Annotated in this window: 10 protein-coding genes; 4 read left to right on the top strand and 6 right to left on the bottom strand. The window is 69.1% G+C overall.

The window, feature by feature from the left end:
• The first annotated feature begins 63 nt into the window (after nt 1-63).
• Both ACAG25_RS17860 and ACAG25_RS17855 read left to right on the top strand, forming a co-directional pair.
• Nucleotides 64-1,317 (top strand): multidrug effflux MFS transporter, encoded by a 1,254-nt coding sequence (locus tag ACAG25_RS17860; protein WP_370489796.1) that lies wholly within the window; start codon nt 64-66, stop codon nt 1,315-1,317.
• A gap of 111 nt (nt 1,318-1,428) precedes the next feature.
• Nucleotides 1,429-3,159, top strand: a complete 1,731-nt coding sequence (locus ACAG25_RS17855; RefSeq protein ID WP_370489795.1) for an MFS transporter — start codon at nt 1,429-1,431, stop codon at nt 3,157-3,159.
• On the opposite strand, the gene ACAG25_RS17850 is transcribed toward ACAG25_RS17855, so the two are convergent.
• The 4 genes from ACAG25_RS17850 to ACAG25_RS17835 are packed head-to-tail and all read right to left on the bottom strand — an operon-like array spanning nt 3,153 to nt 9,960.
• A complete protein-coding gene (locus ACAG25_RS17850) occupies nt 3,153-4,544 on the bottom strand; it encodes an NAD(P)/FAD-dependent oxidoreductase (RefSeq protein WP_370489794.1) in 1,392 nt (463 codons plus the stop codon). The two genes, ACAG25_RS17855 and ACAG25_RS17850, sit on opposite strands and share 7 nt — an antisense overlap.
• Before the next feature lie 11 nt (nt 4,545-4,555).
• A complete protein-coding gene (locus ACAG25_RS17845) occupies nt 4,556-5,920 on the bottom strand; it encodes an FAD-binding oxidoreductase (protein WP_370489793.1) in 1,365 nt (454 codons plus the stop codon).
• Nucleotides 5,917-9,342 carry a TM0106 family RecB-like putative nuclease gene (locus tag ACAG25_RS17840; protein WP_370489792.1) on the bottom strand — a complete coding sequence of 1,142 codons (3,426 nt, stop codon included), beginning with the start codon at nt 9,340-9,342 and terminating at the stop codon, nt 5,917-5,919. The genes ACAG25_RS17845 and ACAG25_RS17840 overlap by 4 nt, the downstream gene beginning before the upstream one ends.
• A 57-nt stretch (nt 9,343-9,399) precedes the next feature.
• The gene (locus tag ACAG25_RS17835) at nt 9,400-9,960 is read right to left on the bottom strand and encodes an LppP/LprE family lipoprotein (protein WP_370489791.1); all 561 of its coding nucleotides are present in this window, start codon (nt 9,958-9,960) and stop codon (nt 9,400-9,402) included.
• Between the two features lie 87 nt (nt 9,961-10,047).
• On the opposite strand from ACAG25_RS17835, the gene ACAG25_RS17830 reads away from it, so the two are divergent.
• Together ACAG25_RS17830 and ACAG25_RS17825 are read left to right on the top strand one after the other, a co-directional pair.
• On the top strand, nt 10,048-11,739 hold the full coding sequence (locus ACAG25_RS17830; RefSeq protein WP_370489790.1) for a DEAD/DEAH box helicase: 1,692 nt from the start codon (nt 10,048-10,050) through the stop codon (nt 11,737-11,739).
• Nucleotides 11,736-12,890, top strand: a complete 1,155-nt coding sequence (locus ACAG25_RS17825; protein WP_370489789.1) for an acyltransferase family protein — start codon at nt 11,736-11,738, stop codon at nt 12,888-12,890. The genes ACAG25_RS17830 and ACAG25_RS17825 overlap by 4 nt, the downstream gene beginning before the upstream one ends.
• 7 nt (nt 12,891-12,897) lie before the next feature.
• On the opposite strand, the gene ACAG25_RS17820 is transcribed toward ACAG25_RS17825, so the two are convergent.
• Complete coding sequence (locus tag ACAG25_RS17820; protein ID WP_370489788.1) at nt 12,898-13,488, bottom strand: TetR/AcrR family transcriptional regulator; 591 nt, start codon at nt 13,486-13,488, stop codon at nt 12,898-12,900.
• Entirely contained in the window at nt 13,488-14,729 is a 1,242-nt protein-coding gene (locus ACAG25_RS17815) for a cytochrome P450 (protein ID WP_370489787.1), read from the bottom strand. The genes ACAG25_RS17820 and ACAG25_RS17815 overlap by 1 nt, the downstream gene beginning before the upstream one ends.
• Nucleotides 14,730-14,793: the final 64 nt, after the last annotated feature.

The following is a 14,793-nucleotide window of genomic DNA, read 5'->3' as shown; positions in this document are numbered from 1 at the left end:
CCGATCGCGTCACGATCGGCGGAATCGGGAAGAAATTATTGGAAAGCGACGCTAATCAATCTCATGGCAGTATCCCCTGACGTGAACGTGAGGCAGCCGGGACGCACTCGGATGATCGTGGTGCTCGGTCTGTTGGTGGCGCTGGGTCCGCTGACCATCGACATGTACCTGCCCGCGTTGCCCAAGATCGCCGAGGAACTGTCGGTGTCGTCGTCGGTCGTGCAGTTGACGTTGACGGGCACCCTGGCCGGGTTGGCGCTCGGTCAACTCGTGATCGGTCCGCTGTCGGACGCGCTGGGCCGGCGCAAGCCGTTGATCGCGGGGATCGTCCTGCACATGCTGGCGTCCCTGTTGTGCATGTTCGCCACCGACATCACGATGCTCGGGATCGCGCGTGGACTGCAGGGCATGGGTGCCGCCGCCGGGATGGTGGTCGCCATCGCCGTCGTGGGTGACCTGTACACCGATTCGGTGGCCGCCACCGTGATGTCACGTTTGATGCTCGTGCTCGGCGTGGCGCCCGTCCTGGCGCCCTCGCTGGGGGCGGCGGTGCTGCTGCACGGATCCTGGCACTGGGTGTTCGCCGCGCTGGTCGTGGTGGCCGGGGCGCTGCTGGTGATGGCGGCGCTGGCGCTGCCGGAGACCCTGCCGCCGGACCACCGCCGCTCGGCGCGGGTGGGCAGCATCGCGCGCACCTACCTGGAGTTGCTGCGTGATGTGCGGTTCGTCATCCTCGTGCTCGTCGCCGCACTGGGCATGTCGGGGTTGTTCGCCTACATCGCTGGGGCCTCGTTCGTCCTGCAGGGCCGCTTCGGGCTCGGGCAGACCGCGTTCGCGCTGGTGTTCGGGGCCGGCGCCATCGCGCTGATCGGCACCACCCAGTGCAATGTGGTGCTGCTGCGGCGTTTCGCACCGCAGCAGATCATGGTGTGGGCGCTGGTCGGTGCCGCGGTTTCCGGGCTGATCTTCGTCGGTTTGGCGGTCACCGGGGTGGGCGGCGTGGTCGGGTTCGTGGTGCCGGTCTGGGCGATCCTCGGCGCGATGGGCCTGGTGATCCCGAACGCACCGGCGGTGGCGCTGACCCGTCATCCCGACGCCGCAGGCACCGCCGCTGCTCTGCTGGGTGCCGTGCAGTTCGCCGGCGGCGCCGCGGTCGCGCCCCTGGTGGGCATCCTCGGCAACGACGAACTGGCCATGGCGATCGTGATGGCGTCCGGCGTCGTGCTGGCGCTGGTGGCGCTCGTGGTGACCGGGTCGCACAAAGTCACCGGACCTCGGGAGGCCGCACCGGCACCCGCGGATGTCCTGCAAGGCTGAGCTCCGACACGTTCCCCGCGGACTTGTCGGCGGTGCGGTGCGCCCGTACCGTCGGGCGCGACCGTTCCGGTCGCCCCCACCCCTGACGAACCCCCACCAGTCGAGTTTGTGATGCCGCGATCCCTGTTCACCCGTGCGCAGACGGCCAGTCCCTGGCCGGCCCTGTGGGCACTGCTGGTGGGGTTCTTCATGATCCTGGTCGACGCGACCATCGTGGCCGTGGCGAACCCGGCGATCATGGCCAGCCTGAATGTCGGCTACGACGCGGTGATCTGGGTGACCAGCGCCTACCTGCTGGCCTACGCCGTCCCGCTGCTGGTGGCCGGCCGCCTCGGCGACCGGTTCGGTCCCAAGAACATCTACCTGGCCGGTCTGGCGATCTTCACGGTCGCGTCGTTGTGGTGCGGTCTGTCCGACACCATCGGCATGCTCGTGGCCGCCCGGGTGCTGCAGGGCATCGGTGCGGCGCTGCTGACGCCGCAGACGCTGACCGTGATCACCCGCACCTTCCCCGCCCACCGCCGAGGGGTGGCGATGAGCGTCTGGGGTGCCACCGCCGGGGTGGCCACACTGGTCGGCCCTCTCGCCGGCGGCGTGCTGGTGGACGGTTTCGGCTGGCCGTGGATCTTCATCGTCAACGTGCCGATCGGTGTTCTGGGGCTGGTGCTCGCGGTGTGGCTGGTGCCCGCGCTGCCGACCCAGACCCACCACTTCGACATCCCCGGTGTGCTGCTCTCCGGGATCGGGCTGTTCCTCATCGTGTTCGCGCTGCAGGAAGGCCAAGCCAACCAGTGGGCACCCTGGATCTGGGCTTCGATCGCCGTCGGCGCGACCGTGATGGTCGCGTTCGTCTACTGGCAGTCGATCAACACCGGTGAGCCGTTGGTGCCGTTGCGCATCTTCGGTGACCGGGACTTCTCGATCTCCAACTTCGGTGTCGCCACGATCGGGTTCGTGGCCACCGGGATGCTGCTGCCGTTGATGTTCTACGCGCAGTCGGTGTGCGGTCTGTCCCCGACGCGGGCCGCGATGCTGGTCGCGCCGATGGCGGTGGCCACCGGTGTGCTCGCGCCGTTCGTCGGCCGGATCGTCGACCGGGCCCATCCCCGTTCGGTGATCGGGTTCGGCTTCGCCGCGCTCGCGATCGGGGTGACCTGGCTGTCGATCGAGATGACCCCGACCACGCCGATCTGGCGGCTGGTGCTTCCCATCACGGTGCTCGGCGTGGCGATGGCGTTCATCTGGTCTCCGCTGGCCGCCACGGCGACCCGCAACCTGCCCGCCCAGCTCGCCGGCGCCGGCTCGGGCGTGTACAACACCACCCGACAGGTCGGGTCGGTCCTGGGCAGCGCCGGGATGGCGGCGTTCATGGCGTCGCGGCTGTCGGCCGAGATGCCCGGAGCCGCAGACGCGCGACCCGAGTCCTCGGTCCAGGTTCTGCCGGCGTTTCTCCGGGAGCCGTTCGCGGCGGCGATGTCGCAGGCCATGCTGCTGCCGGCGGCGGTGGCGCTGCTCGGTGTGGTCGCCGCGATCTTCTTCCTGGGCTTCCCCAACTCACCCCTGGTCACCCCGACGGTCGTGGACAGTCCCGACGATCGGGACGGCTGGGACGCCGACGACGGGTACGCCCTGGACGACGACGACTACGTCGAGTTCCTCGTCGAGGACCCGGGCACCGACGTCGATCATGTCGAACACCCCGCCCCCGACGAGACCGAGACCACCCAGCACGCCTGGCGACTCATCCTGGACCGCATGCTCGACGAACCGGAAGAGCCGCGCGTCAACGGCTCAGCCGTGCTCGAGGAGCCGGAACGCTACGGGCGGCACTCCCGTCACTGAGCAGCGGCCATCAGTTCGGCGAGCCGATCGTTGGTCTTGCGCAACGCCACCGACAGCGCCCCGATCGCCTTCTCCTGCACCCGCGGCTTGTCCGGGAACGAGGGGAACACGTCGCGTAACACGTTCAGTCGAGCCGACCTCAACCAGTCCATCAACCCGGGATCCTGCACCCAACGCAGGTGAGCCCGGTTGTCGCTGAGCAGGATCCGCAGCCAATCCAGCGGTGCGTCGGGATGCGGGATCGGCACACACAACTCGTTGCGCAGTTCGTCGTCGGGATATGCAGCTTCCACGTGCGCGATGAACGCGGCGCTGAACACCTGCTGGCAGCCGCGCACGCTCTGCAACACCATGCGGTCACCGTCGAACACCGGCACCGACGGCGGACGCGGCAACCCCTCGGTAGTGCAGTCGATGAACAGCGACGGTGCCGTCGGCACCGATCCGTCCCGCAGGACCAGGCGGTCACGTTCGGCGCGCTGCAGGTGGCCCAGCCGCACGACGTCGGTGATCAGGCGCAACTGCTCGAGTTCGACGACCGACACGATCGCGCAGTGATACATGGTCGGGCGCACCGCGGGATCGAGGCGCAGCAGGTTCTCGGTCTCCTCGAGTCGGTCGAACAGATCCTCGACCGAACGCGCCTCGTCGACCGCTGCCATCCGGGCGCCGATCGAGGCGCGGAGTTGCCGGAGAAACGGCGCGCCGGGCTGCACGTGGGCACGGTTGAGAAGCCAGGAGTCGCGCGGCATGATCCACCGCAGCCGGTCGGCCGGGACTCCGTTGCGTAGCAACCACAGACAGCAGTCCATGCCGGTCTTGCCGCCGCCGACGATGGTGAAGTGTTCGTGCCGAGCGGCGCTGCGCGGCAGCTCGCCGGGGGAGATCACCTCCACGCCGTCGGCGGCCGTGAACGGCGGCGGCCGCATCGACTGCACCACGGTCAGCAGATAGGTGGCGTCGACCACCCGACGGCGCACCGTCACCGTGTGCTCGCGACCGTCGAGGGTGCGGAACCGGTTCCCGCCGAGGTACCGCGAGGACGGGTGATACGACAGCCGTCCGGTCGGCAGCAGGTGGTGGCGCATGACCTGGTCGTAGTACGCGCACACGTCGTGACCGGACGCGAGCTCGAAAAAGCCCGCGTTGAACCCGGATTCGTCGATGCGGTCCTCGGACGGCAGCGGCCGCGAGTTCACCCCGTAGTAGGCCGACGGCTGGTGCAGCCGGACGAACGGATACACCGAGTTCCAATGCCCGCCCGGTTGGTGGTTCTCGTCGACGAGCACGACGGAGGCGGTGGTCTCCGACAGCAGGGTGTCGACGAACGCCATACCCATGGCGCCCGCCCCGACCACGAGATAGTCAGTTTCGATGCTGGTCACTGCCCGCCAGGCTAATTGAACAACACCGCCGGGTTCAGGAAGCCGGTCGGATCGAACGCGGCCTTGACTGCACGCATCGCGGCGATGTCGGCGTCGGTGCGCGACATCGACAGGTATTCGCGTTTGCGGGAGCCCACGCCGTGTTCCGAGCTCACGTTGCCGCCGTGCTCGTCGATGAGTTCCATCATCGCCGAGTAGAGCGCGCGTTCGGCGTCGCCGTCGAGAACGCAGCGCACCAGGTTCAGGTGCAGGTTGCCCTCGCCGACGTGCCCGAACAACACCGGAATCGCATCGGGTGCGTGTCCTGCGACGAGTGCCGCGGCAGCGGTGGCGAACGCCGAGATCTCCGAAAGTGGCAGCGAGACATCGAATTTCAGTGGGGGACCGTAGACACCGAGCACGTCGGCGATGGCTTCGCGGACTTGCCACAGGCGTTGCGCGGCGGCGACGTCGGTTCCGACGGCGGGCTCGTCGGTCAGGTCGGCCCCGTCGAGCGCGTCGGCGAGCCGCTCGGTCAGAGCGTCTTCGCGCGCACCGACCAGCTCGACGAGCAGCAGCCAGTCGCCGGCGACCGGTGCGCGCACGTCGGCGTGTTCGGCGGTCAACGTCGCGGCTCGCGCGTCGATCAACTCCAGGGCCGCGATCCCGTCGAGGTCGCGGAACTCGCGACCGGCCGCCACCAGCGCGTCGAGGTCGGCGAAGCCGCAGACCGCGGTGATCCGCGCCCGGGGAGCGGGGTGCAGTCGCAGGTCCAGGCCGGTGATCACCCCGAGCGTGCCCTCGGCGCCGACGAACAGCGACGCCAGGTCGTAGCCGGTGTTGTCGCTGCGGACGTTGCTGTGCCGGCGCACCGACGAGCCGTCGGGCAAGACCACATCCAGTCCCAGGATCTGCTCGCCCATGTTCCCGTAGCAGACCGTCCGCAGGCCACCGGCATTGGTCGAGGCCATCCCGCCCACGGTGGCGGTGTCGCGGGCGGCCAGATCGACGCCGAACACCAGACCGGCCGCCGCGGCGGCCTTCTGCACTTCGGCGAGGGTGACCCCGGCGCCGACGTGCACCCGACGCTCGACCACGTCGACCGTACCGATGTCACGCAGTCGCTCCGTGGACAGCAGTACGTCGTCGTGCTCGGGGACGGTGCCGGCCACCAACGACGTGCGACCGCCCTGCACCGTGACCGGCACCCCGGCCTGCCGGCAGGCGGTCAGCACCGCGGCGACCTCGTCGGCCGAACCGGGCCGGACCAGCGCCCGCGCGCGGCCGCGGTAACGGCCGGTGTGGTCGATGCTGCGTCCGGCGAGCACGTCGGCGTCGGTGCTGACGTGGCGCGCCCCGACGATGCCGGCGAGGTGATCGGCCAGGGATTCGGTCACCTCGTCGGTGTATCACATGTGGTCAACGACAGGAACGCGCCGAGCTCCACCAGCCGGTCCGGGGTCGCCGGCAGGTAGTCGGTCAGCTGCGCCGACCGCACGACGACGGCCAGATACTTCGCGCGGCTGACAGCGACGTTGAGACGGTTTCGGTTGAGCAGGAACGACATTCCGCGCGGAACGTCGCCGATCGAGGACGCCGTCATCGACACGAACACCACGGGTGCCTGCTGTCCCTGGAACTTGTCGACCGTGCCCACCCGCACCCCGGTGAGGTCCGCCGCGTCGAGGTGGTGGCGCACCGTCATCACCTGCGCGTTGTACGGCGTCACCACCAGGACGTCGCGCTGCTCCAACGGTCGGGAACCGTCCTCGTCGGTCCAGCGGCGACCCAGTAGGCGAAGGATTTCGGCGACGATCGCGGCGGCCTCCTCCGGGCTGTCGGTGGCGTTGCCGGCGTGGTCGAGCAGCAGTGTGCGCACCCCGGCGGGAGCACCGTCGAGGCGGCGGGTGAGTGCGACGGCCTCGGGCCGCAGCCGGCCCTCGTAGGACAGGTCGGACACCGCGCGGCACACCGCGGGGTGCATCCGAAACGAGCGGTCCAGGAAGTACCCGCGTTCCTCGGGCAGGGTGTGGTGGCCGTCGACCAGCCATCCGAGCGCGGAGCCGTCGACCGGCTCCGGATGTGTGCCCTGACTGACCTGCGGGAGCTGCTGGGGGTCACCGAGCAGCAGCAGATTACGTGCCGCGCGTGCCACCGCGATGGTGTTGGCGAGGCTGAACTGGCCGGCCTCCTCCACGACCAACAGGTCCAGGCTCTCCGCGGCGATCTTGTTGGCGTTCGAGAAGTCCCACGCCGTGCCGCCGACCACGCAGCCGTCGTTCCCGGCGATGAACGGCGCGAAGTCCGCGTTGTCCAGGGCGGTCCAGGCCGCGGTGCCCGAGTTCGTCTTCTTACCGACCACTGCGGCGTCCACGCCTGCGGCGATGATGCCGGTGAACAGGTTCTCCACGACCGCGTGGGCTTGGGCGACCACCCCGATCCGCCACCGGTGGGTGTTCACCAGGTCCGCGATGACCCGCGCCGCGGTGAACGTCTTGCCGGTACCCGGCGGTCCGTGCACCGCCAGATAGGACGAGTCGAGGTCGCGCAGCGCCGCGGTGATGTCGGCGACGACATCGCCGGTGCGGGGCAGCGACGCGCCGCTGACGGTCCGCGGCGGTCGGCGCAGCAGTATGTCGGTGACCGCGTCGCGGGGCAGGTGCGGCAGCGCATCGGCGACCGCCTCCGCGGCGGCGGCGATCGCTTCCTGCATGGGTTTGGTGTTGATCGGCGCGTCCGGCGTGAGCGCGAACGGCACCTGGTCGAAGACGCCGCCGTCCTTGGGCGGACGCTCGCAGATCAACACCTCGGTGGGGGCGTCGGGGTTGTCGCACTCCAGTACCGAGACCTTGCCGTACCCGCGGCGGTCCGGATCGTCGGCCAACCCGGCCGGGGCGGGCGGCTCGTACAACGCGAACATCGTCGAGTCGAGGTCCCCGGCGGCCAACTGTCCGTACAGCCGGACGTGGCGTTGTGGTTTGCGGGCCTTGGGCGGTTGATGCCAATCGGCGACGATGTCGTGTCGGTCGGCGAGGAAGACTCCGCTGGTGTCGGCCCATTCCTCGACAGGGTTGTTGACCCGGTCGAAGTGTCCCCACCAGAACGGCTTGGCCTCGCGTCTGTGAAAACCCTTGGCCGCGGCGAACATCGCAGCGGCGACCTGTTCCGGGTTGCGTTCGGCGACCGGGTCCCCGGCGAACGCGCACAGGGCCTGCTCGACGCGGTCGGGCGGGTCTGCCGGCGGCTGCGGTGTGGTGGGTCCGGGTACCATCGGTCCGCGCGGTGGGACCCCGCAGTCGATGGCGCGGGCCATCAGCCAGTCGCGCAGGCGGCGGGTGGAGCGGCAGTCGTAGCGGTTGTACTCCTCGATCTGCTTGAGGACGGTGGCGGCCTCGTCGAGGTCTCCGTTGTCGCGCAGCTCGCAGTAGTGCGCGTACTCGGTGATCGATGCGGTGGCGGTGGTGACGTCGCCGGTGCGCAGTTCACCGCCCATGTACAGCGGCTCCAGCGACTTGATGCTGTAGTTCTCCGTGCCGACGCGGATACTCTTGCGCACCAACGGATAGAGGTCGACGAGTACCCCGTCGCGCAGCAACTCGTCGACGTCGTCCTCGCCGACGCCGTAGCGGCCGGCCAGCCGCAGCAGGGCGCTCTTCTCGTAGGCGGCGTAGTGATAGACGTGCATGCCGGGATGGCGGCGCCGCTGCTTGCGGACCAGCTCGAGGAAGTCCGTCAGTGCTTTGCGCTCGTCGGCCCGGTTGTGCGCCCAGAGCGGGCGGAAGTCGTCGGTCATGGTCAGGACGCCCCAGAGGTACTCCAACCCCCACTCGTGCCCGTCCTCGGTCCACAGCGGGTCACCCTCGAAGTCGAAGAACAGGTCACCCCTGTCGGCGTCGGGCAGCACCATCAGAGGCTGCGGGTCGATGACCTCGTAGGCCGGCTTGCCGTCCACCGGTTCCGAAACCTGGAGCCGCGCCTGCGAACTCAGTGCCACGAAGGTGCGCGGCGACATCTCCGGCGGAGTCGGGCCGTCGTAGGCCGCCAACTCGGCGACCGTGGTGATGCCGGCGTCGACGAGCCGGGCGCGCTGGCTGGTCCGCATCCCGGCCACCAGGAGCAGGTCGTCGCTCGCGCGTACCTGCGTCTGACACTCGGCGCACCGGAAGCAGGCACGCACCGCTTCGTCCTCCCAGGCCACCGGCACACCGCCGGCGAGATGGCGGTCGAGCAGGTCCTGCAGGGCGGCTCGGCGCAGCCGGTACACCGGCAGCAACTCGTGGATGGGATAGCTCACCGCGGCGCCGTCGCCGAGCACGAGGTCGACCTCGTCGGCCACGGCGACGTCGGCGTGGATCAGCGTCTGGGCGTACGCCGCCATCTGCAGCAGCGCCTCGACTTTCACCGAGCGGGCGAGCTTGGTGTCGCGCAGTCGGTAGCGCGGACCGTCGGGACCGTCCTCGCGCAGCAGGAAGTCGGCGAACCCGACGAAACGGCCGTCGAACATCGCGGCCTGATAGATCACGGGCGCGCCCCGCTCGACGGCGCGCAGCGTCTGCTCGGCGGCCGCGCTCAGACCGGCCAGGGTGTACGGCGGCCGCCCGATGACGGTGACGTCGACGTCACCGCGCAGCTGGTCGAGGTGACGTCGTTCGTGTTCGTCACCCAGGGTCGCCGTGCGCGCCAGCAGGTCGTCATCGGTGGAAACCGCTGGGCCCCAACCCAACCGCGCGTCAAAGCTGCGCAACAGGGCATACTCGCAGCGCGCCGCGGCGGCGAGGTCGGACGCGCTGAACACCACGCGATCGTCGAGGACGAACACCCTCGCCACTGTAGGCCAGTGCGCCGACACCCGGCCCCGGGCCACACCCCGGCGGGGTCAGCGTTGCGCGTTGCTGATCAGTTCGACCCCGCTGCCGTTCCAGCGGAAGCGCACCACACTGTCCAGGCCCGTCCCGTCGGAGTACTTCAGCGCCACGGTGTCGCCGGTGCTGGCGGTCGTGTCGATGCTGTTGAACCCGTAGGTGTCGGGCACGCCGGTCGGGATGAACTTGCCGAGGTGGAACAGCACCGCGCGGGTGTTGGGGTTGTCGGCGTTGGTGTTGGCGCGCACGATCACCGCCGACAGTTGCGCGCACTCGTTGTAGTTGCCGTCCAACGGCTCGGTACTCCATCCCTGCCCCGAACGGGGGTCGCGGGGGAGTTCGGAGATCGCGCGCACGATCTCCGGCGCGGCCAGGTTCACCGCGCACGGGTCCTCGGCCACGGTGGGACCGGGCGGTGGCGGAGCGGCTGGTGGTGGCGCGGAAACCTCCGAGGTGGGTGCCGGCGGGGCGGTCGGTCCCGGGGTTTTCGAGGCGGTGGAATCGCCCGAACTGCATCCCGCCACCGCGATCACCACCACGCCGGCGAGGGTCCCGACGGTCCCGGCCCACTTCACAACAGCGCACCGTACCGTGTCGCGCCGGTCACCCCGCCGAGGCTCGCGGCGGGAATCGCCGCCGGTTGGCACTAGACTTGCGCCACGATGAACCCCTCGGACCCGGCGCCGGACAGTGCTGACGCACCCCTCGACCTGACCTTTGCTGACCTGCAGATTCACCCAGCGGTGCTGCAGGCCGTCAACGACGTCGGCTACGAATCACCCTCGCCGATCCAGGCCGAGACCATCCCGGCGATGCTCGCGGGTTCCGACGTGGTGGGCCTGGCGCAGACCGGCACCGGCAAGACCGCCGCGTTCGCCATCCCGCTGCTGTCGAAGATCGACGCCGACAGCCGGCACACGCAGGCGCTGGTGTTGGCGCCCACCCGCGAGCTGGCGTTGCAGGTCGCCGAGGCGTTCAGCCGCTACGGCGCCCACCTGCGGATCAACGTGCTGCCGGTGTACGGCGGCAGCTCCTACGGCCCGCAGCTGGCCGGCCTCAAGCGCGGCGCGCAGATCGTCGTCGGCACCCCGGGCCGCGTGATCGACCACCTGGAGAAGGGCAGCCTGGACCTGTCGCACCTGGACTACCTGGTGCTCGACGAGGCCGACGAGATGCTGCAGATGGGGTTCGCCGAGGACGTCGAGCGGATCCTGGCCGACACCCCCGAGTACAAGCAGGTGGCGCTCTTCTCGGCGACCATGCCGCCGGCGATCAAGAAGATCACCGCCAAGTACCTCCACGACCCGGTCGAGGTGACGGTCAAGGCCAAGACCCAGACCGCCGAGAACATCAGCCAGCGCTATGTCCAGGTCTCCGGCCATCGCAAGATGGACGCGCTGACCCGGCTGCTCGAGGTCGAGCCGTTCGAGGCGATGATCGTGTTCGTCCGCACCAAGCAGGCCACCGAAGAGGTCGCCGAGAAGTTGCGGGCCCGCGGATTCTCCGCGGCGGCCATCAACGGCGACATCCCCCAGGCCGTCCGCGAACGCACGATCAACGCGCTCAAGGACGGTTCGGTGGACATCCTGATCGCCACCGACGTGGCCGCGCGCGGCCTCGACGTCGAACGCATCTCCCACGTGCTCAACTACGACATCCCGCACGACCCGGAGTCCTACGTGCACCGCATCGGCCGAACCGGCCGCGCCGGTCGCTCCGGTGCGGCGCTGCTGTTCGTCACCCCGCGGGAGCGCCATCTGCTCAACGCCATCGAACGCGTCACCCGGCAGAAGCTCGTCGAATCGGCGCTGCCCTCGGTCGACGACGTCAACGAGAGGCGGGTGGCCAAGTTCCGCGACTCGATCACCGAGGCGCTCAACGCGCCGGGCCTGGACCTGTTCCGGCGGCTCGTCGAGGCCTACGAACGGGACCACGACGTGCCGATGGCCGACATCGCCGCGGCGTTGGCGTTGCAGAGCCGCGACGGCGAAGAGTTCCTGATGACCGAGCCGCCACCGGAGAAGAAGCGGGAGCGGCGCGAGAAGCCGATGCGCGAGGACCGCGCCCCCCGGGAGCGGCGCAGCGACCTGGCGACCTATCGCATCGCGGTCGGCAAGCGGCACAAGGTGGCCCCGGGCGCGATCGTCGGCGCCATCGCCAACGAGGGCGGTCTGAACCGCAGCGACTTCGGGCACATCGCGATCAAGCTGGACTACTCGCTGGTGGAGTTGCCGGCCAAGCTGCCCCACAAGACGCTGAAGGCGCTGGAGAACACCAGGATCCAGGGTCAGCTGATCAACCTGCAACCCGATCGCGGCCCCAAACCGCATCGCGGGAAGTACAAATCGAAGTGACCTTGTCCGACAGGACAGAGGCCCAGGGTGGCCTCGAGTCGGTGACCGCGACCGGTCGCGTCGACTCGCTCACCGGGATCCGCGCTGTCGCAGCGCTGCTGGTCGTGCTGACACACGCGGCCTACACCACGGGCAAGTACCCTCAGGGCTTCTCCGGGCTGGTGTATTCGCGCATGGAGATCGGTGTGCCGATCTTCTTCGTGCTGTCGGGTTTCCTGTTGTTCAGCCCGTGGGTGAGTCGGGCGGCGGCCGGCCGGCCCGCCCCGTCGGTGCGCCGCTACGCGTGGCGCCGGGTGCGCCGCATCATGCCGGCCTACGTCGTGACGGTGCTGGCCGCCTACGCGGTCTACCATTTCCGGACCGCCGGCCCGAACCCCGGTCACACGTGGGAAGGCTTGCTGCGCAACCTGACCCACACCCAGATCTACACAGACAACTACCTGTACTCGTATCTGCACCAGGGGCTCACACAGATGTGGAGCCTGGCGGTGGAGGTGGCGTTCTACGCGGTGCTGCCGGTGCTGGCCTACCTGCTGCTGGTGGTGCTGTGCCGGCGGCAGTGGCGTCCGCGGCTGCTGATGGCGGGACTGGTGGTGTTGGCGCTGGTCTCACCGGCATGGCTGGCGTTGGTGCACGCCGTCGATTGGCTTCCCGACGGGGCTCGCCTGTGGCTGCCCGGATATCTGGCGTGGTTCGTCGGCGGCATGATGCTGGCGGCGCTGCAACCGCTGGGGCTGCGGGCCTATGCGGTGGTGTGTCTGCCGCTGGCGGTGATCTGCTACTTCATCGTGTCGACACCGATCGGCGGCGAACCCACCACGTCACCGGCGCAGCTGTGGGAGGCGGTGGCGAAGATGGCGTTCTACGCCGTGATCGCCACGCTGGTGGTGGCGCCGCTGGCGTTGCGCGGGATTCCGGGTACCGGGGAAACCGGTTTGTACCAACGGTTTCTGGCGAGTCGCCCGATGGTGTTCCTGGGCGAGATCTCCTACGAGATCTTCTTGATCCACCTCATCACGATGGAGTTGGTGATGGTGGAGATCGTGCGTTACCCGATCTACACCGGCTCGGTGTTCTGGTTGTTCGTCGGGACGATGGTGGTCACGATTCCGCTGGCGTGGCTGCTCCACCGGTTCACCCGCGTGCGGTGACCTCCGGTCAGGGTGTGGACGGACCGGGCTGACGCGCCGGGAGCACGGTGGGCACCAGGAACTCCTCGAGCATGCTGCGTTCGTCGTCCTCGTCGCGGCCAGGAAAAACCAGGAACGACGTCATCACCCGAACCAGCCAGCGGGCTCGGTGGGCAACGACCTCCGGGTCGTCGGATCCCAGCGAGATCACGAACGCCTCGGTCAGCGCACTGATCACCTGGGATTGCTCGGCCATCTCACCGCCGATCGGACGCTGGGTGGTGGCGAACCAGGACGCCAGCGTCGGGCTCTGCCGGACGTTGCGCAGCGAGGCCATCATGCCTTCGATCAGCCGCTGAGCCGGATCCTGGATCGCGGTGATCTGGTCGGTCATCTCCCGGTAGAGCCGGTAGCTCTCGCGGTTGACGAACGCGGTGTAGAGCGCGTCGCGGTTCTCGAAGTAGCGGTACAGGGTCGCCCGTGAACATCCGGCGGCCGAGGCGATCTCGTGCATGCCCACGGTGGCGGCCTCCTTCTTGGCGAAGAGCTCACCGGCGGCGTCGAGGATGCGGTCGGCGGCCACCTCGGTGCGGCGGCCGGCCAGCCAGTCGCCGGCCATCAGCGGCGCACCGTGAACGGCACCGACAGCGGTCTGCGCACGTAGTGACCGCCGGACCAGACGATCCTGGACTCGTCGACCTCGAAATCGGGGATGTGCGCCAGCAGTTCGGACAACGCCACCCGTGACTGCATCCGGGCCGCGGCCGCGCCGAGACAGTGATGGGCGCCGTGACTGAACGTCAGGATGTTGCGCGGCCGGCGTCGGACATCCAATTCGGCGGCGTCGGGCCCGTACTGGCGTTCGTCCCGGTTGCCGGAACCGTAGAGCAGCATCGCGCGACGACCTTCGGGGATCGTGACGCCCCCGATGGTGACATCGCGGGTGACGGTACGGCCGAGCATCTGCACGGGCGAGGTCAGCCGCAGCAGCTCGTCGACCGCGTCGGGGATGAGCGCGGGGTCGTGCACGAGCAGGGAACGCTGGTCGGGACGTTGGTGCAGCAGTTGCACCGAACCGCCCAGCATGCCCGTGGTGGTGTCGTTGCCTCCGGTGACCATGGTGAAGGTGAACGCCAGGATCGACAGCACCCCGGAGACGTCGCCGTCGGCGCCGACGCCCGCGGCCACCAGATGGGAGACCGTGTCGTCGCCCGGATCGGTGCGTCGGCGCTCGATCAACGCGGTGAAGTAGCTCATCATCTCGCCCAGCGCGTCACCGAGCGTGGCCAAGGCCCCGCCGATGCCGCCGTCGGCGGTGTTGGCGGCGACGATCGCGTCGGTCCAACGGTCGAACTGCCCACGGTCGGCCTCCGGCACCCCGAGGTAGTGCGCCACCACCATCGACGGCAGCGGTTTGAACAGTTCGGCGACGATGTCGCCACCGCCGTTGTCGCGCAGGCGCTGGACGCGTGCACGGACGAACGCCCGCACCGCAGGCTCGACGGCTTCCACTTGGCGCGGCGTGAACCCGCGCGACACCAGGCGCCGGAACTCGGTGTGCGCCGGTGGGTCCTGCATCACCATCGGCGGATTGTCGGCCAGTCCGATCAGGTCGAGTTCGCCGTAGTTGACCGTCAGACCCTGCGCCGACGAGAACGTCTGGTGGTCACGGGCGGCCGCCCAGATGTCGGCGTGCCGGGACAGCACGTAGTAGCCGTGGTGCGGTTTGTCGGATGGGACGACATGGTGGACCGGGTCGTGATCGCGCAAAGCCCGGTACATCGGCCACGGCGCTGCCCAGGTCGTCGCGTCGCGCAGTTCGAACCGCGCCGCCGAATCGTGAGACAGAACCGCATTCATGTCTTGTTCGTACGACAATCGCGCACTGATGTCAATCATTTCTGTGGACTGGGCCACCCGCGCA

This window comes from Mycobacterium sp. pV006 (assembly GCF_041287115.1).
Classification (GTDB): Bacteria; Actinomycetota; Actinomycetes; order Mycobacteriales; family Mycobacteriaceae; genus Mycobacterium.
The sequence above is the reverse complement of the archived record's forward strand: the minus strand, read 5'-3'. Positions and strand labels throughout refer to the sequence as shown.

Bases quoted from the DNA above. Each gene is read 5' to 3' on its own strand.
- ACAG25_RS17860 (WP_370489796.1), top strand. From the start codon at position 64: ATGGCAGTATCCCCTGACGTGAACGTGAGGCAGCCGGGACGCACTCGG.
- ACAG25_RS17855 (WP_370489795.1), top strand. From the start codon at position 1,429: ATGCCGCGATCCCTGTTCACCCGTGCGCAGACGGCCAGTCCCTGGCCG.
- ACAG25_RS17830 (WP_370489790.1), top strand. From the start codon at position 10,048: ATGAACCCCTCGGACCCGGCGCCGGACAGTGCTGACGCACCCCTCGAC.
- ACAG25_RS17820 (WP_370489788.1), bottom strand. From the start codon at position 13,488: ATGGCCGGCGACTGGCTGGCCGGCCGCCGCACCGAGGTGGCCGCCGAC.
- ACAG25_RS17815 (WP_370489787.1), bottom strand. From the start codon at position 14,729: ATGAATGCGGTTCTGTCTCACGATTCGGCGGCGCGGTTCGAACTGCGC.